The organism is Marinococcus sp. PL1-022, from assembly GCF_033845285.1.
Classification (GTDB): domain Bacteria; phylum Bacillota; class Bacilli; order Bacillales; family Marinococcaceae; genus Marinococcus.
In genome coordinates, this window is sequence record NZ_JAWXCX010000001.1 from 3056397 (window position 1) to 3074644 (window position 18248).

Here is an 18248-nt window from a genome sequence, read left to right on the forward strand (position 1 = left end):
CACCACTCCTTTTATAATCAGAATGTAAGCGTTTTCTAAAAAGGGGTGGGACAAAATGCACTTACTCAGAAGTCCATGGAAAATTGGTTTAGGTTTGGTGCTGCCATTAATCATTTATATGGTATTTGGCATTATTCCGATTTTTATTTCTTTCTACTATTCTTTTATGGCCTGGGACGGGTTTTCTGCCATGAGCTTTGTCGGAATAGAAAATTACATTACTGCTTTTCAGGATTCTACGTTCTGGCTGTCACTGCGCAATAATATTTTAGTCGTGCTTGCCTCTGTACTCGGACAAATTCCGATTGGACTGGGTCTGGCTCTTTTATTAAACCGGAAAATTAAAGGAGCGAAGTTTTTTCGTACGATCGGTTTTCTGCCAGTAGTTATTTCGACTGTTGTCATCTCCATTACGTGGAGAATGATCTACAACTCGGAGCAGGGTCTTCTTAATAATTTACTGGAGACTACAGGACTTGGCTTTCTCCAGCAGAACTGGCTTGGCAACCCTGATTCCGCCATATTTGCTATTTTAATTACGATAGTCTGGCAGTTTGTTGGTTTGTATTTCATTATATTTCTTTCCGCTCTCCAGACTATTCCCAAGGAGCTGCTTGAAGCGGCAGAGCTTGACGGGGCAGGGGAATGGCATAAGATCATTCACATTACGCTCCCTTCCATACGAAATGTTATTTTAGTCGCGATTGTCCTGTGTATAAGCGGCAGCTTAAAAACGTTTGATTTGATTTATGTTATGACGCAGGGAGGGCCCGCGCATTCCACAGAGGTAATGGCCACCTATATGTACAGTGAAACATTTGAAGGCCTTAGCTACGGGTATGGAAGCGCGCTTTCGATTTTAATTCTCGTATTCAGCTTGATCCTGATTTTGATCACGACGAAGGTAATGGGTGTTAAAAGAACATAGAGAAGGGAGAAAAGAAATATGATGGGAAATAAAGCAGAACCAAGAGAAGCGGCTACCGTAGACCGGGATGCTGTAGCGAAAACAAAAAGAAAACTCCGGCGGACGCTTGTATACATTATTTTAATTTTATTCACCATCGTGAATGCATACCCTATCTTCTGGATGATCATGAACGCATTTAAAACGAGCCAGGATTTTTCATTAAACCCGTTCGGCCTTCCGGCTAATTGGGTGTTTGAAAACTTTCAGGATGCCTGGGTGACGGCAAATATTGGTACATTCTTCTTTAACAGCGTATTAGTGGGAGCCGTGGCTGTGCTGATTTCTATTTTTTCCGGTGCGCTGGCAGCTTACTTTTTATCCAGGTTTGAATTTCGGGGTAAAAAATTCATTTATGGCTTTCTCGTGATCGGCCTTTTGATCCCTATTCATGCCACACTTGTGCCGATGTATATACTTATGCAGAATTTAGGGATTTTAAATACATACTGGGCATTAATTTTCCCGTATGTAGCATTCAATTTACCTATCACAGTATTTTTGCTTACCAGCTTTATGAGTTCTTTTCCAAAGGAAATGGAAGAATCAGCGATTATGGATGGGTGCGGGGTCTTCCGTATCTTTTGGTCCATTATTCTGCCAATGACAAGGCCGGCTATTGCTACGGCAGTCATTATCAACTTCATCAATAACTGGAACGAATTTGCGTTCGCACTGGTGCTCATCAGCGACGAAGCGCTTCAAACACTGCCGCTCGGCCTGGCAAACTTTGCTGGAGCCTATACAACAAATTATCCGGCTCAGATGGCGGGGTTAACCCTTGTGCTGGTTCCTACAATCATTTTTTATCTGCTGATGGAAAAGCAAATCGTTGAAGGCATGACCCAGGGAGCTGTAAAAGGCTGATATTTTTACTACGAAGGAGCCGAAATATGTCTATTAAAACATTAACTATTCCAGAAAATTTTATGCTCGGAGCCGCACTTTCAGCCTGGCAGTCGGAGGGCTGGTCCGGAAAGAAGGAGAGCCAGGATTCATATATGGATATTTGGTATAAAAACAATCGGCATGTCTGGCATGACGGCTACGGGCCGGCTGTAGCCACCGATTTCAGAAATCGGTACAAAGAGGATATCAGCTACATGAAAACGATCGGCCTGACGCATTTTCGCACCTCCGTGAACTGGTCCCGTTTTTTAACCGACTATGAAAATGCGATTGTCGACGAAGAATATGCTTCCTACGTGGAAAGCATGGTGGATGAATTAATTGCCCAGGGCGTGGAGCCGATGATCTGCCTCGAGCATTACGAAATTCCTGCCGAGCTGTTTGAACGGTACGGCGGATGGGAGTCGAAGCATGTTGTTCACCTGTTTGAAAAATACGCGGAAAAAGTGATGGACCGGCTCGGGGACCGGGTCAGGCATTGGCTGACATTTAACGAGCCTATCGTGCCACAGACCCGCATATATTTGGATGCCATTCGCTACCCTTTTGAACAAAACACTCAAAAATGGATGCAGTGGAACTTTCATAAAACGCTTGCGACCGCCCGTGTCGTGAAGCTGTTCCGGGAAAAGCAGCTCGCGGAGCGGACCGGAGCGAAGATCGGTGTCATCCTCAATCCGGAAGTCACATATGCCCGTTCGACAGCGCCCCATGATCAGGAGGCGGCGAACAAGCATGACCTGTTTTTCAACCGGATGTTTCTGGACCCAACGATTAAGGGGGAGTATCCAAAAGAGCTGTATGAGCTGATGGACAAGCACGATATTGCCTTTACAGCGACCGATGAAGACCTGGATATCATCCGCAGCTATACGGTGGATTACGTCGGGCTGAATCTGTATTTCCCGCATCGTGTACAGGCACGAACGGCTGGCTGGAATGAGCAGGTTCCGTTTCACCCAAGATACTATTACGACCCCTTCGACCTTCCGGGGAAAAAAATGAATCCCTACCGCGGATGGGAAATTTTCCCCCGTATTATGTATGACATGGCGATCCGCATGAAGGAAGAGTATGGAAACATTGAATGGTTCATTGCAGAAAATGGGATGGGAGTGGAAAATGAACAGCGGTTTAAGAATGCGGAAGGAATCATTCAGGATGATTACCGGATTGCGTTTATTACGGAGCATTTATCGTGGCTGCTTGAAGCCGTCCGTGAAGGTGTGAACTGCCGGGGGTATATGCTGTGGGCCTTTTCGGACAACGTATCTCCGATGAATGCGTTTAAGAACCGGTATGGGCTTGTCTCCATCGACCTGGAAAACAATCGGGACCGGACCATGAAAAAGTCTGCCTATTGGTTCCAGGATGTGATTAAAACCCGTAAACTTAAGGTGGAAGAAGAGCCTTATAAATAAAAGAGCGGGGGATGAAATGAAGACGTATTTAGCGATAGACTTGGGCGGATCCTTTATGAAGTATGCGTTGGTCACCGAAGAGGGAACGATGCCATTAAAAGAAAAAATCAAAAGCCCTGCCAGCGTCGATGACTTAGTGGAGACAGTAGGGCAGCTTTGTGAAAAACTTTCTCCCGTGCATGCAGTCGCAGTGAGTTCACCGGGTGCAGTAACTGAAGAAGGTATTATCAAAGGCTCGAGCGCTCTTCCCTATTTGCATGGTCCGAACATAAAAAACCTGCTGCAGGAACGAGCGCAGCTGCCGGTTTATATAGAAAATGATGCGAATTGTGCAGCATATGCGGAGGTGTGGAAAGGGGCAGGAACCCAGGTCGGGAACATGCTGTCGATCGTTATTGGAACAGGCATCGGAGGAGCGATTATTAAGGATGGAGTGCTGCACCGGGGAAATAATCTGCATGGCGGTGAATTTGGCTACATGCTTTTAAATACAGACCATCCGGGATTTAACCAGACTTGGAGCGGGCTGGCATCGACGCAGGCATTAGTACGCCGGTTTGCCAATGCGAAGCATAGAGACCCCGCAGACTATACGGGAGAAGACGTGTTCCGGCTTGCCGATGAGCACGATCAGGAAGCTGCCGCTGCTGTAGAGCAATTTTATTACTATGTAGCGGCAGGCATTTACAACCTGCAATATATGTATGACCCGGAACTAATCACCATTGGCGGCGGAGTGAGCGCGCGTGAGGATCTTATTGCAAAGGTGAATGAACAATTGGACAGGATCATGGAAGCTCTGCCATTGGGAAAAATCAAGCCATCGATCGCAGCTTTTAAATTCCGCCAGCATTCCAATCTGCTTGGAGCAGTATATCATGCTATACGTGAGCAGGGAGAGCATTGAAACAGGTATAAGACTTTAGATATTCCACCACAGTATGTACACGCTGTGGTGGAATGTTTGTTTTTTAAAATCTTTAAACAATACTATATTTCTGTCTTTATCCAGGTTAATAAACATCCCAAAAAGGGAAGACAACTACCGAATAAAAGCATGACCATATTTTGAGCTTTCAGGGAAAGGATGAGTCATTGATGAATAATTCCATTCCGGAAATCCGCCTGAATGACGGCCTGACGCTTCCGGTTATCGGTTTTGGGACAGCGGCGGTGATTGGAAACGAAGGGGCCAATGCTGTGGACCAGGCAATTCATGCAGGCTACCGTCTGATCGATACGGCTTACAACTATGAAAACGAGGGCACAGTAGGAGAGGCCGTGCGGCGCAGCTCTGTTCCGAGGCAGGAGCTGCGGATTACGTCCAAGCTGCCGGGACGCTATCATGAATATGAAAAGGCCGTGCCGGCAATACAGGAGTCGCTGTACCGCGCAGGGCTGGATTACTATGACCTATATTTGATTCATTGGCCGAACCCGAAGCAGGGCCATTACGTTGAAGCATGGCAGGCATTGATTGAGGCCAAAAAATGGGGGCTGGTCCGCTCCATCGGGGTATGCAACTTTTTGCCGGAACATCTGGAGCATCTTGAAAAGGAGACAGGCGTGAAGCCGAGCATTAATCAAATTGAACTGCATCCGTATTTTAACCAGGAAGAATCGAGAAAATGGCATGAAAAGCATGATATTCAGACCGAATCCTGGAGTCCGCTTGCAAAGGCGAGCGACGTGCTGCAGGATGAGACGCTCCGTAAAATAGCAAATAATCACAATAAAACAGTATCCCAGATTATTCTTCGCTGGCATTATCAGCTGGGCACGATACCGATACCAAAATCGATGTCGCCCCGCCGGCAGATTGAAAACCTTTCGATCCTTTCCTTTGCGCTCGACGAAGGGGAGATGGAAATGCTTGCCTCACTGACCCAGCCGTACGGACGCATAAATGATCAGGATCCGGCGGTGTATGAAGAGTTTTAAATCTGCGCTGGATAATATAAAAAAGCCGGAAAGAGGAGCGCTCTCTTTCCGGCTTTTACGTAAGGATAATATTAAACGGTTTTTGGCACCGGATGGAAGCAGCGCTTGTAGATCCACTCGTAGTCGGACACTTTCAAGTCGCGAGGGTTGCCCTCTGTCTGCGGGTCGTTCATTGCTTCTTTGGCAAGACGCTCGGTCATGTCAGGATTTACGCCCTGCTCCTCGAGGGAAGGAATGTCAAGCTCTTCTGCAAGATCATACATATACTGCACAGAAGCTTTAGCTGCCTCCTTGGTGCTCATGCGTGCGGTGTCGATGCCAAATGCCTGGGCGACACGTGCAAAGCGTTCCGGGGCACCTTTCCAGTTGTATTCCATTACCGGTCCCATCATAGCTGCGACGCATTGGCCGTGTGCTACTGGAATGATACCGCCCAGCGTCTGGCTCATGGCGTGCGCAGCACCGGCAGATTCACTGCCGTAGGAAAGGCCTGCAAGCATCGCAGCCTGGGACATGCCGTAACGGGCTTCAAGATCTTCACCATCGGCATAGGCGCGTCGGATGTATTTTGCAGCGTACTCAATCGCAAGCAGAGCCACTGCGTCTGTGACAGGCTGGGCGAATTTCATTGTATAGCATTCAACCGCGTGAGCGATCGCATCAATACCGGTCATTGCAGTTACGTGCGGAGGCATGGAAACGTGCAGCTCCGGATCGATAATGGTTACGTATGCCGGAATGAGCGGGCCGCCGGTGTTAAATTTAAATTCACGGTCTTCGTCTGTGATTACTGCCCACTGGGTTACTTCAGAGCCGGTGCCTGCTGTTGTTGGTACAGTTATGAATGGCGGGATGCGGCGCTCCAGCGGCTTTTTGCCCTCAGCAGCTTCATAATCGAGAATCGAGCCTTCGTGGGTAGCTTCCACGCCGATGGCCTTTGCAGTGTCCATTGAGCTTCCGCCGCCGACAGCGATCAGGCCGTTGCAGTTTTCTGCTGTGTAAAATTTGGATCCCTCTTCAATCAGGCGCACGGGAGGGTTTGGCTCTACTTTATTGAAGAGAACAGCCTCTACACCGGAAGCTTCAAGATTGTCGATAACGGGCTTTGTTACGCCTGCATTATGGATGCCCGGGTCTGTGAGGAGCAGCACTTTGTCAGAGCCGAAGGCTTTGATTTCTTCACCAATATGTTTAATGGCACCGATGCCGTGCTTGATTGCTGTAGGTACTTCAAATGTGTGATAGCTTAACATGCTTTCGACCTTCATATTCATGCTCATGGGAAAATCCTCCTTAATGAATGAAAAAAGATCCTTTTTTCCAAAGCGAGGGCTTTTACAAAAAGCTGCGCTGGATAAAAAGAATCCTTTTTATATTTTATTTTAGGACTTAATTGTCCCTGCATCCGACGGATCAACGCCGTGACGATAAAATTTTGTATGCATCGGTTCGAGCGGCTGTTGCTCAAGGATCAGATCCGCTGCTTTTTCAGCGATCATGAGTACGGGTGCATGAATGTTTCCGTTCGTCACATAGGGCATGACGGAGGCATCCACTACGCGAAGATTGTCGACTCCATGCACTTTCATCGTCTTCGGATCAACAACGGCCACTGGGTCTGAAGCAGGTCCCATTTTCGCAGTACCGCTCGGGTGCAACGCCGTTTCGGCATCATTCGCAACCCATTCCAGAATTTCTTCGTCTGTTTGTACAGCGTCCCCTGGAGCGATCTCTCCAGAATTGAATGGTTTCATGGCTGGTTGCGCCATGATTTCACGGGAAATGCGGATCGCTTCAACCCACTCGCGTCTATCCTGCTCCGTGGAAAGATAGTTGTACACCATGCTTGGATGCTCCTTTGGATCCTTAGAGCGGATCTTCAAGCTTCCTCGTGCGTCAGAATACATTGGCCCAACGTGCACTTGGAATCCGTGCTTCGTATCTGCTTTCTTGCCGTCATAGCGTACTGCTACCGGGAGAAAGTGGAACATTAAATTCGGATAAGGAACAGTCTCGTTAGAGCGGACAAATCCCCCTCCTTCAAAATGATTCGACGCTGCGTGACCTTTACGGCCAAGCAGCCACTGCAGACCGATCCAAGGCATTTTCAACTTATTCAAGCTTGGCTGCATGGAAACCGGCTGTGGGCAGGAATACTGAATATATGCTTCCAAATGGTCCTGCAGATTTTCACCGACACCCGGCAGATCAGCTATCGGCTCAATTCCAAGCGAACGCAGGTGTTCAGCGTCCCCGACTCCGGAAAGCTGAAGCAGCTGCGGAGAATTGATGGCGCCGCCGGAAAGAATGATCTCTCCGGCGTTCACCTTCAGCGTTTTGCCATTGTGTTGATATGTTACACTTTCTGCCTTTGTCCCGTTAAAATCTATGCTTTCAACAAACGCACGGGTTCTTACTGTAAGGTTTTTTCGATTCATAACCGGGTGCAAAAATGCACGGGAAGCAGACATTCGTCTGCCTTTATGGATATGCTTATCAAACGGCCCGAATCCTTCCTGGCGGTAACCGTTCACGTCCGGTGTGCGCGTATAGCCTGCTTCTACGGCTGATTCAAAAAACGCCTGGAACAACGGACTCGTTGCTGGCCCCCGTTCCAGCTTCAGCGGACCGTCCTGCCCGCGGAACTCGTCACCTTCTTCAGCTGCCATCGCGTTTTCCAACCGCTTGAAGTATGGAAGACAGTGCGCGTAGTTCCACTCCTCCATACCTTCGTCTGCCCCCCATCGTTCATAATCGAGAGGATTTCCGCGCTGATAAATCATTCCGTTAATAGAGCTGGAACCGCCGAGGACTTTTCCTCGCGCATGCTTAATGCGGCGACCGTTCATGTATGGTTCCGGATCAGACAGATACTTCCAGTCATAGAGACTCTTTCCTGCTGGAAACGGCAGTGCCGCCGGCATCTGAATCAGTAAGTCCCAAGCATAGTCACTTCGCCCTGCTTCTAGTACAAGCACGCTATTATTTTTATCGGCGCTTAACCGGTTCGCAAGTATAGATCCTGCACTGCCTCCACCAATAATTACATAGTCAAATGTTTCACTCATATTGTGCACCCCCCCAAAGTTTTTCTTTGTTTAACGATGTGTGTGAAGCTATTTAATAACTTTTGATCCAACTATGTTATTTCGTAGAGAGTTATTAATAAAATGATAATTACTCAACATAAAAAACGAGAGATTATTTATAGAGTTTGTATTTATCTGTTGCTGTCGATCTAGAAAAAATTCAGAGCTTCCGGGTTCGTGTTACGGAAGATGTGTTTGGTTTCGGTGTACTCCTCCATGCCGACCTTGCCAAGCTCACGGCCGATGCCGGACTGCTTGTAGCCGCCCCACGGCGCCTGCGCAAAGTACGGGTGGAAGTCATTGATCCAGACAGTGCCAAGACGGAGGCCGGAGGCCACTCGCTCTGCTTTGCTGATGTCTGTGGTAAATGTAGCGCCGGCAAGACCGTAAACGGTGTCGTTCGCTTTTTCTACGGCTTCTTCTTCAGAGGTGAAGGTTTCCACGGTGAGTACCGGGCCGAAGATTTCTTCCTGCACGATTCTCATGTCGGAGCGGCAGTCGGTAAAGATCGTCGGGAGAAGGAAGAATCCCTTTTGGAGCGTTTCGTCGTCCGGACGTCCGCCGCCGACAGCAACGGTTGCTCCTTCCTGTTTACCGATGTCGATATAGTTTTCGACCTTGCTCAAGTGCTCCGCGGAAATAAGCGGTCCCATCTGGGTTTCTTCGTCCTGACCACTGCCGAGACGAATGTTTTTCACCCGGTCAACGATCGCGTTGACGAAGTCGTCATGGATGGATTCCTCCACCAAAAGCCGTGCTCCGGCGGAACAAACCTGTCCGGCATGGAAGAAAGCGGCGTTTAGCGCCTGGTCTACGGCTAGATCGAAATCAGCATCGGCGAAAACAATGTTAGGGTTTTTGCCACCAAGCTCAAGGGCGATTTTTTTCATATTGGAGGTGGCGGACTGCATGATTTTACGGCCGGTTTCAATACCGCCTGTAAAGGAAATCAGGTCCACGTCCACGCTTTCAGAAAGCTCCGCCCCGACGTCGGTGCCTTTTCCGAGCACAAGGTTGGCAACGCCTGCCGGAAGGCCGGCTTCTTCCATCAATTGAAATACCTTGACGGTCGTAAGCGGTGTGATCTCACTTGGTTTTACGATAATGGTGTTTCCCGTCGCAATAGCCGGTGCGATCTTCCAGGATGCCTGCAGCAGCGGGTAGTTCCAGGGGGTGATCTGGCCGCATACGCCCACAGGCTCACGGACGATTTTGCTGTCCGAGTCTGGAAGCGGGGAAGCAACGTATTCGCCGCCGTCTTTATCAGCAAGGCCGGCAAAATAATGGAATACTCCGGCGATATCATCCATATCGGCACGGCTTTCTCCCATTGTTTTACCTGTATCGAGCGTCTCGAGCTCTGCGAGTTCTTCCTTATCCCGCTCAATGAGCTGGGCTACCTTTAATACGTAAGCTCCGCGCTCCGAAGCGGTTGTAGAGGCCCATGGCCCTTTGTCAAATGCACGGCGGGCAGCCTGTACGGCTTTTACAGCGTCCTCACGGGAGCCTTCCGCTGCCTGCGTGATAACGCTTTGGTCAAGCGGATTAATAATGTCCCGGGTTTTGCCGTTAGCAGCGTCTACCCATTCGCCGTCAATGTACATGCGAATATCCATATGTGTATGCCTCCTAATTGTTAACTTTGTTAAAAAAATATTTAACGTTTTGAATAACTTAAATTTATCAGCTTTCGAACATCTTGTCAAAGACCTGGCGGAAAATTTTTAGTGGCGTTCGAGGTTATCAGCCCGATATAAATAAATTTTAAAAAAGATTTATAAGGCTTTTTCACGCGCGTGCGAATATATCCGAAGGCTTTTTATTTCCCGGGGAATAAACATAAAAACCGCCGGCTGATATTTTTAGTCAGGCATTTGACAAGAGATTTTTATACGTTAAGATTAGAAACTGTGAAGAAAATATTTAACAAATTGAATTTTTTTAATAGAAAAGGAGGAGCCCATGACGGATTCTCATCACCAGGATGAATGGAGGGAGTCACTCGAAGGCGCCAAAGACATTATCATTGATTCCCTGGCTGAAACCATGGATTTGTACGGTGTCACAAGAAGCGTTGGCACTTTGTATGGGACAATGTATGTGGAAGGCGATATGACGCTGGATGAAATGAGAGAAAAACTCGGAATGAGTAAACCGAGTATGAGCACCGGAGTACGAAAGCTTCAGGAGTTCAATGTTGTAAAGAAAACGCACCGGCGCGGAAAGCGAAAGCAGACCTACGTAGCCGAAAAGGATTTTTTCCGTTTTTTCACCAACTTCTTTACCCAGCAGTGGGAGAGAGAAGTGCGGACGAATTTGAGCGCCATTAAAAGCGCCCGAAAACAATTGGACATGCTGATTCAGTCGGAAGAAGCAGAAGAGTCCATAAAAGAAGAAGCACGGGAGATCCAGCGGATCCTCAGCCAGTCGATCAAGTACTACAAATGGCTGAGTCGTCTCGTGGAGTCTATGGAAACAGGAGAATTATTTAAATATATTCCGATAGAAGAAGACGATGAAAAAGAGAGATAACAGTTTTACTTTATCTCTCCGGAAAACGTTTTCGCAATATTTAGAATTTTATTAAAACTTGAGGTGTTGCTGATGATAGAAAAAAATTTAAACCTACTAAAGAGTCTGGGATTCGTCCTTCTGGTAGCCGCCGTACTGATTTACATAATGGCTACGGGGGACGAAGTGATGTGGAGCGGCTTTATTGCCATGCTTGTTTTCTATGCGTTGATGTACTATGTCGGCGCCTATTTTGCCGCTAAAAAGTCTGATTCCCTCGACGACATGATGGTGGCCAAACGGAGTCTGCCGCTTGTTATCATGATTTTCACGATGGCTGCCACCTGGGTAGGCGGCGGTTATATTAACGGGACCGCCGAATCCACATACGTGGACGGCCTGGTGTGGGCCCAGGCGCCCTGGGGTTATGCCCTCAGTCTAATTATTGGGGGTATTTTTTATGCGAGAAAAATGCGCCGGTATGAATTCAAAACCATTATTGATCCGCTCGAGCAGCGGTTTGGAAGGAAGATGGGCGGCCTGTTGTATCTTCCGGCCCTTCTCGGGGAAATGTTCTGGAGTGGTGCCATTCTGACAGCCCTCGGGACGACATTCGGTACGATTTTAGGGATCGATTTTACGACGTCGATTGTCATTTCAGCTATTATTGCGATCGCCTACACCGTATTTGGCGGCATGTGGGCGGTGGCCTATACAGACCTTTTACAGATGATTCTGCTTTTGGGCGGTTTGTTTCTGGTACTGCCATTTGCCTTTGGCAGCACCGGCAGCCTGAGCGTCAACTGGAACGATTATCAGGCGGATCTTGGCACCTACGCAAACCTTTTTCCGCCGCTTGATGGATGGAACCATCCGGAATGGGGCAGCTATTTCTGGAACTGGTGGGACTATGCCTTTCTGTTGATTTTCGGCGGCATTGCCTGGCAGGTCTATTTTCAGCGCGTGCTTTCCGCTAAAGATGAAAAGACGGCGATGTGGTTTTCGATCATTGCCGGCGTTGTATGTATTATTGCGGCGGTCCCTGCTGTTCTTATTGGTATCATCGGCTACAATGTCGACTGGGCGTCCTTTGGTACTTCAGCACCCGAAACAGCGGCCATGGTACTGCCGGAAGTGCTGCAGCATCTGACGCCGGGATGGGTAGCGGCGATCGGCCTCGGGGCACTTGCAGCCGCCGTTATGTCTTCCATGGACTCTTCGATTCTTTCCGCCTCCTCGATGGCGTCATGGAATATGTACCGCCCGCTGATTCGTCCGAAAGCCTCCAGTAATGAACTGAAAAAAGTCATCAAGACCTCGATTGTGATTATCGGGGCAGCATCGACGCTGATTGCTTTAAATGTCGGAAGTGTATATACCCTGTGGTACCTTGCATCGGATTTGATTTTCTGTATATTATTCCCGCAGCTGACCATGGCCCTGTTTTATAAAAATGCGAATGTGTATGGTTCGCTTACAGCGTTTATTGTATCGATCTTTTTACGCCTTGGCGGCGGGGAGCCGGCAATCGGCCTGCCGGTCTTTCTTCCGTATCCAATGATTGAAGACGGAATTGTGCTTTTCCCTTTCCGTACGGTGATTGTGATTATCGCGTTTATTCTCATATTTGTTGTTTCTGAAGCTACAAAGAAAAAAGCTGTGCCGAAGCCGCTTCTCATGCCTCATGAACGGAATGACAACGAAGCCTTGGAAAAACAGCCGTCTAAATAAAATCAAAAAAAGAGCCTGGAAGCAGCAATGCTTTCAGGCTTTTTGGCGTACTGCGCCGCATATACAGAGAAAAACAGCTTCTACAGCTGTATACTGAAGCTTAGGAAGTTTTCGGGAAGGTCAACATACCTAACGGCGTTCAGTGCATCTATGTTAACATATTTCCTTTGTTTGTCCATTAAACATAAAAAAGAATAGCTATAATTAATGCTGTTTTTTAGCAAATATTTGTTGTCCATGCCGATAAGCGCCTGTTTTCATATTATTTCATGGTTATTTGCATTATATGGAAATAAGCAGGCAGAAAATGATTGAATTTCATCAGCATTTCTATAAAATAAAAGAAGTATTTCTGCGTGAATTTGATTAGAAGAGGAGACCCTGATGCTTAAACGTTTTTATTCCTATTACCTTCCTCATAAACAGCTGTTTTTCATTGATTTTTTCAGCGCGATTGCTGTTGCAGCCTTGGATCTGGTTTTCCCGCTTGTGGTCCAGTGGTTTATTGATTCCCTGCTGCCTCAGGAGGATTGGAACCTGGTCGTGTGGGTGTCCGCCGGTCTGCTTGCCATCTATCTATTCAGTGCCTACCTGCAGTATATCGTTAACTACCTCGGGCATAAGCTTGGCATTAACATTGAAACAGACATGCGGCGGGAGCTGTTTAAGAGCGTGCAGGGCCAGTCGTACCGCTTTTTTGATAATACGAAAACCGGTCACATTATCAGCCGTATCACGAATGATCTGTTTGATATAGGGGAGCTTGCCCACCACGGGCCGGAGGATTTATTTATTGCCATTATGACGTTTGCGGGTGCTTTTACGATCATGTTTTCAATTAACCCGCAGCTTGCCCTCGTTGCGCTTGTTTTTGTGCCGTTTTTGATCGTGCTTATTACCTACACGAACATTCAGATGAACAAAGCATGGACAAAAATGTACGCAGAGATTGGAGACGTGAACGCCCGGGTGGAGGACAGCGTCTCCGGGGCCCGGGTAGTGCAGTCCTTTACAAATGAAGCCTTTGAAATCGACCGGTTTGCCAAAAACAACAACCGCTACCGCCACGCTAAGCTGTCGGGCTACCGCACGATGGGCCACACTACGGCGACTATTTTCTTAACAACCCGTCTCATGATTCTGGCAGTGCTCGTTTACGGGGCATGGCTCGTTTACACGGGCGCGATTACAAACGGGGAGTTCGTCGGCTTTATTTTGTACGTGAACGTGCTGTTCAAGCCGATTGAAAAAATCAGCGCCATTTTAGAGCTGTACCCGAAGGGCATGGCCGGCTTTAAACGGTTCGTGCAGATGACCGATGCAGAAAAGGATATTGTCGACCGTCCTGATGCAGTGGAAGCGCCAGTGCTTACAGGCGATATTAAGCTAGAGGATGTCACCTTTGGGTACCATGAAAGCCAGCCGGTGCTCCGGGATATGAACGTGACGGTAGAAGCGGGGAAAACAGTTGCCTTTGTCGGCTCCTCCGGGGCCGGCAAGACAACAATCAGCTCGCTGATTCCGCGGTTTTACGATGTGGATGCCGGCGCTGTGACCATTAATGGGATAGACATACGAAGTATGACAAAGGAATCCCTCCGTTCCCAGATCGGCATGGTGCAGCAGGATGTATTCCTGTTTAATGGCACGCTGAAGGAAAACATTGCGTACGGACGCTTGACAGCCGAAGAAGAAGAGATTGAAGAAGCCGCCCGGCTGGCGAATCTGGACGGCTTCGTGGAGGAGCTTCCGGATGGGTATGAAACAGAAATCGGCCAGCGCGGGCTAAAGCTGTCCGGAGGCCAGAAGCAGCGGATTGCAATTGCCCGGGCTTTCCTGAAAAATCCGCCGATTTTAATTTTGGATGAAGCAACCTCAGCGCTCGACACGGAGACCGAGGCTTTGATTCAGCAGTCGCTGACCCAGCTGGCGGAGAACCGGACGACGATTGTCATTGCCCACCGGCTTGCGACCATCCGGCACGCCGATAATATTGTGGTGGTGACCGGCGGCCGTATTGCTGAGCAGGGAACGTACGAAGAGTTAATTCATAAAAACGGCGTTTTTGCTTCGCTGAACAGTGTACAGCTTGAATATCAATAAAATGTTTTCCTCTCCTAATCTCCTCTGCGGCCGAAACGCTCGCTTCCATGGCAGAGGAGCTTCAGCAGGAAGTCAGCTACTTTAAAATATAGAGGAAAGATTGTCTGCAGGCAGAAAATCCTTCGGGATTTTCTGTTTTTTTTACAAAACACAATTAAAACAAGTATTACCCGGGAAATAGAAAGGGGCATCCATTAATAGTCTGTCACTTCAGGAGGGCCCATGAGAAATTTATCGTTCGACATAGGATTATTTCGTTTTTTTATTTTTTGGTACATATGCGGTCTCGTGCTGCTGACGTTCGATCTGCTCCCGGTATGGCTGGAATGGGCAAACGCTGTTTTTCTGTATTTAACCGGAGTAATTGGAGCTTTTTTTCTGGTCCGGTCGTACGGGGGGAAAACCGGAGGCGGGCTGACTGCTGTTATTTTTCTGCTTTCGATGTTTCTTGAAGGGATCGGTGTGCAGCTGAATCTCTTTTTCGGGAGCTATGAATACGCCTCTGATTTTGGGGCGATGATTCTCGGGGTACCGCTGACGATTGGAGCAGCATGGGTGGCTATCGTTTCGGGCTCACACGCGTTAATGCTGTATATTCTGGGCATGCTTCCACGTCTGCGTGGGTGGGGAGCGTTCGTTTTTTATGTGCTTTTGGGGGCGCTTTTAGTCACTGGAATTGATTTTGTGCTCGACCCTGTAAATTATCTGGTGCAGGAGTACTGGATATGGAATGAAGGCGGCTGGTATTATGGTATTCCATTTTCAAATTTCCAGGGCTGGTTTATTATTGGCTTTCTTCTGCACGCGATTATGTATTTGGTTCTCCGTTTCCAGGGAAGGCTGTTTGAGGTGTCAGCTTATTGGCAGCCGCGCACCGCTGCTTTATATATGCTGCTCACCTTTATGTTTACCCTGCTTGCGCTGTTAAATGCCCTTTGGCTTGCCGGGGCGATTGGAATTGGTATTATGATTTTTTGTGCTGCGGTGCTTATGGGAAGAAGGCAGCCTGTCGAAAGAAAATAACAAAACATTAACAGGTTCTTCACACAAGCATTACATTAAGGGCTTAACATAGGAGGTGTTGATCCCCCAGGTTCATCTCACTGGACAGGGAACCCCTCTATGCGCCTCCCCGTACCCCCGGGGAGGCTTTTTTTTATGCATTTAAAACACTGAACAGCCTTGGAAGGGGGATGAGCTCGAGCGTGGTGTTTGTTCTGGGGTCTGTGTTGGTTTTTTCTTCTAATTCGGTACAGTAAATCAATTCTTCCTCTTCAAGAAAATACAGAGAGTCCTGTAGTTTCCGCTCCTGGGTGCTGGTTAAATGCACCACAATTGATTCGTTTCTTTTCAGCGCAGCTTCGGCAGCGGGGGCGGCATGTTTATTTAATTTATGGAACGCACGATTCACTTTAATAGCAAGCATGGTGCAGGCCTCCTGTTTTTCAGGCTCTATAATATTTGTTGGGGTACAGACACAAAAAAACACGCAGACTCCGATATCCGTTATACTTGCGTCGACGAAAACCAAGCAGGATAGGAGTTGCGTGCATATGTATAGTAACATAACGATCCCCGGCCTCCAAGGGGTAAGGGTCCTCCACACCGACGAACGGGAAGGAATGGTGCACCTTCAGGTGGCGGTGCCCCGGAAACGGTCCCGGTGCCCAGCCTGTGGCACGTGGACCCGGCGGGTCCACGATTACCGGTGGCAGCGGGTGCAGCATACGGCCTGGTTTGAACGGCCAACCGTGCTTCATTATCGTCGGCGGCGGTACGCCTGCCCCTGCGGGAAGCGATTTGCTGAAGCTAATCCACTGGTCGATCGGTATCAGCGGCACAGCCGGGAATGGAATCAGGCCCTCGGCCTCCGGCTGGTCACCGGCAAGAATTTCACCGATACAGCCCGCCAGTTTTCCACGTCAGTCACGACGGCGCTGCGCCGGTTTGACGAGTTGGCTTCCCGGACGCTCCCGCACGTGGAGCAGCTGCCACGGGTGATTGCTGTCGACGAGTACAAAGGCGACACGAGCGCCGGCAAGTATCAGCTGTTGGTGGCGGACGGGGCTACCGGACGTCCGGTCGACATTTTGCCGGACCGGAAGAAAGAGACACTGAAGCAGTACCTGCAGCAGAAAGGCGGCCAGGTGGAGGTGGTCGTGATGGATATGAGTGCGCCCTTTCACCAGGCGGCCCGGCGGGCCCTGAACCGTCCGATCATCGTGGCGGACCGGTTTCACGTGCACCGGCACGTGTACTGGGCTCTCGAACGGGTCCGGCGCCGCGTGCAGCACACCCTGTCGTCCTACCACCGCAAGCGGTGCAAACGGCTGAAGCACGTGTTTACCAAAAAAGCCGAAGACCTCACCGCCCAACAGGTGAAGATCCGGGACTATTACCTGGCCGAGTCGGAAGAGCTCCGGACGGCATATGAACTCAAAGAAGCCTTTCGGGCCTGGTTTGAGCGGAGCAAGCGCCGGATGACAACCGGCCAGGCCGGCGCGATCCGGGATGATCTGTACGCCTTCTACCGGCAGGTGGAAGCGAGCGGGTGCCCGGACATGGCCCAGGCTGCCGCCACCGTCCGGCGCTGGCAGACCGAAATCCTGAACAGTTTTACGTTCGATTATCACAATGGCACCGTGGAAGGACTGAACAACCAGACCAAGGTGATCAAACGGAACGCCTTCGGGTTCCAGCGGTACGACCGCCTGCGGGCCAAAGTGTTATTGCATCATCAATATAAATGGTCGCTCGCCGGATAATGGAGGGGGTCACCCCAACATTAGACATAGAACCGTTTTTCATGGATGGGTATAGTTTTCCCTGCGAAAAAGTGTATGAAGCTTTACTTTCTTCCCATTTTTATACGAAAAGCCCTTCCCGGAAAGGAAGAGCTCCTCCTGTTATGCCTTCTGCTTTTCATCCCATACCTGCTGGAGCGCCTGTTCAAATGTTTCTGCCGGCTGAGCGCCGGAGAGGGTGTACGTTTCATCGAACACATAAAAAGGCACGCCATCAATTCCTATATAGGAAGCTTCCTGTAAATCCTTTTGCACACTCGGGGTGTAGGCATCCAGCTCAAGCAGCTCCCTCGTTTCTTCCTCCACAAGGCCGACATCTCCCGCGATTCCGACGAGGGTGTCGATATCTGCAATGTTTTTGGATTCGGTAAAATAAGCGCGTAAGAGGCGCTCTGTCATGCGGTTGTTTTTGCCGCGCTCTGTGGCGAATTGCAGCAGCCGGTGAGCGTCAAAGGAATTAGCCGGCACTGCTTCGTCCATGTTGTACTCCAAACCGATATCCCGTGCCTGATCGGTGAGCTGCCGGTGAAACGCAAGCACCTGCTCCCGGTCCATGCCTTTTTGTTCAGAGAGAAAGGTATGAATGTCCGAAGCCGGATTTTTTGGCATCTCCGGGTTCAGCTGAAAGCTGTGATAGACCACCTGCACCTGATGCCTGAACGACATGTTTTCCAAAGCTGTCTCAAAACGCCGTTTTCCTAAATAACAAAACGGGCACATTACATCAAACCAAATATCTACCTGCATGTTTGTCCTCCTTTAGAATACGCTA

General features: G+C 48.9%; 15 protein-coding genes. 10 read left to right on the forward strand and 5 right to left on the reverse strand.

What is annotated here, in order from left to right; genetic code table 11:
* Nucleotides 1–55 precede the first annotated feature (55 nt).
* The 5 genes from SIC45_RS15635 (at nt 56) to SIC45_RS15655 (ending at nt 5238) form a co-directional block, all read left to right on the forward strand.
* Nucleotides 56–928 carry a carbohydrate ABC transporter permease gene (locus SIC45_RS15635; RefSeq protein ID WP_298786858.1) on the forward strand — a complete coding sequence of 291 codons (873 nt, stop codon included), beginning with the start codon at nt 56–58 and terminating at the stop codon, nt 926–928.
* Nucleotides 929–946: 18 nt separating this feature from the next.
* Nucleotides 947–1834 (forward strand): carbohydrate ABC transporter permease, encoded by an 888-nt coding sequence (locus SIC45_RS15640; RefSeq protein WP_022792916.1) that lies wholly within the window; start codon nt 947–949, stop codon nt 1832–1834.
* A gap of 26 nt (nt 1835–1860) precedes the next feature.
* Nucleotides 1861–3297 carry a glycoside hydrolase family 1 protein gene (locus SIC45_RS15645; protein WP_319632855.1) on the forward strand — a complete coding sequence of 479 codons (1437 nt, stop codon included), beginning with the start codon at nt 1861–1863 and terminating at the stop codon, nt 3295–3297.
* 16 nt (nt 3298–3313) lie between these two features.
* On the forward strand, nt 3314–4204 hold the full coding sequence (locus tag SIC45_RS15650) for an ROK family protein (protein WP_319632856.1): 891 nt from the start codon (nt 3314–3316) through the stop codon (nt 4202–4204).
* 191 nt (nt 4205–4395) lie between these two features.
* On the forward strand, nt 4396–5238 hold the full coding sequence (locus tag SIC45_RS15655) for an aldo/keto reductase (RefSeq protein ID WP_319632857.1): 843 nt from the start codon (nt 4396–4398) through the stop codon (nt 5236–5238).
* Nucleotides 5239–5309: 71 nt separating this feature from the next.
* Here the strand turns inward: SIC45_RS15655 and SIC45_RS15660 are convergent, their stop codons facing one another.
* From SIC45_RS15660 to betB, 3 genes are all read right to left on the reverse strand, one after another.
* Nucleotides 5310–6518 (reverse strand): iron-containing alcohol dehydrogenase, encoded by a 1209-nt coding sequence (locus SIC45_RS15660; RefSeq protein ID WP_319632858.1) that lies wholly within the window; start codon nt 6516–6518, stop codon nt 5310–5312.
* Between the two features lie 102 nt (nt 6519–6620).
* The gene (betA, locus tag SIC45_RS15665; protein ID WP_319632859.1) at nt 6621–8306 is read right to left on the reverse strand and encodes a choline dehydrogenase; all 1686 of its coding nucleotides are present in this window, start codon (nt 8304–8306) and stop codon (nt 6621–6623) included.
* A 170-nt stretch (nt 8307–8476) separates the two neighbouring features.
* The gene (gene betB / locus SIC45_RS15670; protein ID WP_319632860.1) at nt 8477–9943 is read right to left on the reverse strand and encodes a betaine-aldehyde dehydrogenase; all 1467 of its coding nucleotides are present in this window, start codon (nt 9941–9943) and stop codon (nt 8477–8479) included.
* 346 nt (nt 9944–10289) lie between these two features.
* Here betB and cudC point away from each other — a divergent pair, with 346 nt between their 5' ends.
* From cudC to SIC45_RS15690, 4 genes are all read left to right on the forward strand, one after another.
* The gene (cudC, locus tag SIC45_RS15675; RefSeq protein ID WP_319632861.1) at nt 10290–10859 is read left to right on the forward strand and encodes a choline uptake/conversion transcriptional regulator CudC; all 570 of its coding nucleotides are present in this window, start codon (nt 10290–10292) and stop codon (nt 10857–10859) included.
* Between the two features lie 72 nt (nt 10860–10931).
* Nucleotides 10932–12569, forward strand: a complete 1638-nt coding sequence (locus SIC45_RS15680) for a sodium:solute symporter family protein (RefSeq protein WP_319632862.1) — start codon at nt 10932–10934, stop codon at nt 12567–12569.
* Between the two features lie 384 nt (nt 12570–12953).
* Nucleotides 12954–14672, forward strand: coding sequence for an ABC transporter ATP-binding protein (locus SIC45_RS15685; protein WP_319632863.1), 1719 nt, complete (start codon nt 12954–12956; stop codon nt 14670–14672).
* A 222-nt stretch (nt 14673–14894) separates the two neighbouring features.
* Nucleotides 14895–15695, forward strand: coding sequence for a carotenoid biosynthesis protein (locus SIC45_RS15690; RefSeq protein WP_319632864.1), 801 nt, complete (start codon nt 14895–14897; stop codon nt 15693–15695).
* Between the two features lie 133 nt (nt 15696–15828).
* Here SIC45_RS15690 and SIC45_RS15695 read toward each other — a convergent pair whose 3' ends face one another.
* Nucleotides 15829–16098: a hypothetical protein gene (locus SIC45_RS15695; protein WP_298786875.1), complete on the reverse strand. Its 270-nt coding sequence runs from the start codon at nt 16096–16098 to the stop codon at nt 15829–15831.
* Between the two features lie 121 nt (nt 16099–16219).
* Between SIC45_RS15695 and SIC45_RS15700 the strand changes: the two genes are divergently transcribed.
* The gene (locus SIC45_RS15700) at nt 16220–17437 is read left to right on the forward strand and encodes an ISL3 family transposase (protein WP_319630690.1); all 1218 of its coding nucleotides are present in this window, start codon (nt 16220–16222) and stop codon (nt 17435–17437) included.
* Nucleotides 17438–17578: 141 nt separating this feature from the next.
* On the opposite strand, the gene SIC45_RS15705 is transcribed toward SIC45_RS15700, so the two are convergent.
* Nucleotides 17579–18223, reverse strand: a complete 645-nt coding sequence (locus SIC45_RS15705; RefSeq protein WP_319632865.1) for a DsbA family oxidoreductase — start codon at nt 18221–18223, stop codon at nt 17579–17581.
* Nucleotides 18224–18248: the final 25 nt, after the last annotated feature.

Bases quoted from the DNA above. Each gene is read 5' to 3' on its own strand.
- SIC45_RS15645 (WP_319632855.1), top strand. From the start codon at position 1,861: ATGTCTATTAAAACATTAACTATTCCAGAAAATTTTATGCTCGGAGCC.
- SIC45_RS15635 (WP_298786858.1), top strand. From the start codon at position 56: ATGCACTTACTCAGAAGTCCATGGAAAATTGGTTTAGGTTTGGTGCTG.
- SIC45_RS15650 (WP_319632856.1), top strand. From the start codon at position 3,314: ATGAAGACGTATTTAGCGATAGACTTGGGCGGATCCTTTATGAAGTAT.
- SIC45_RS15660 (WP_319632858.1), bottom strand. From the start codon at position 6,518: ATGAGCATGAATATGAAGGTCGAAAGCATGTTAAGCTATCACACATTT.
- SIC45_RS15690 (WP_319632864.1), top strand. From the start codon at position 14,895: ATGAGAAATTTATCGTTCGACATAGGATTATTTCGTTTTTTTATTTTT.
- SIC45_RS15680 (WP_319632862.1), top strand. From the start codon at position 10,932: ATGATAGAAAAAAATTTAAACCTACTAAAGAGTCTGGGATTCGTCCTT.
- SIC45_RS15695 (WP_298786875.1), bottom strand. From the start codon at position 16,098: ATGCTTGCTATTAAAGTGAATCGTGCGTTCCATAAATTAAATAAACAT.
- SIC45_RS15640 (WP_022792916.1), top strand. From the start codon at position 947: ATGATGGGAAATAAAGCAGAACCAAGAGAAGCGGCTACCGTAGACCGG.
- betB (WP_319632860.1), bottom strand. From the start codon at position 9,943: ATGGATATTCGCATGTACATTGACGGCGAATGGGTAGACGCTGCTAAC.
- SIC45_RS15655 (WP_319632857.1), top strand. From the start codon at position 4,396: ATGAATAATTCCATTCCGGAAATCCGCCTGAATGACGGCCTGACGCTT.
- SIC45_RS15685 (WP_319632863.1), top strand. From the start codon at position 12,954: ATGCTTAAACGTTTTTATTCCTATTACCTTCCTCATAAACAGCTGTTT.
- betA (WP_319632859.1), bottom strand. From the start codon at position 8,306: ATGAGTGAAACATTTGACTATGTAATTATTGGTGGAGGCAGTGCAGGA.
- cudC (WP_319632861.1), top strand. From the start codon at position 10,290: ATGACGGATTCTCATCACCAGGATGAATGGAGGGAGTCACTCGAAGGC.
- SIC45_RS15705 (WP_319632865.1), bottom strand. From the start codon at position 18,223: ATGCAGGTAGATATTTGGTTTGATGTAATGTGCCCGTTTTGTTATTTA.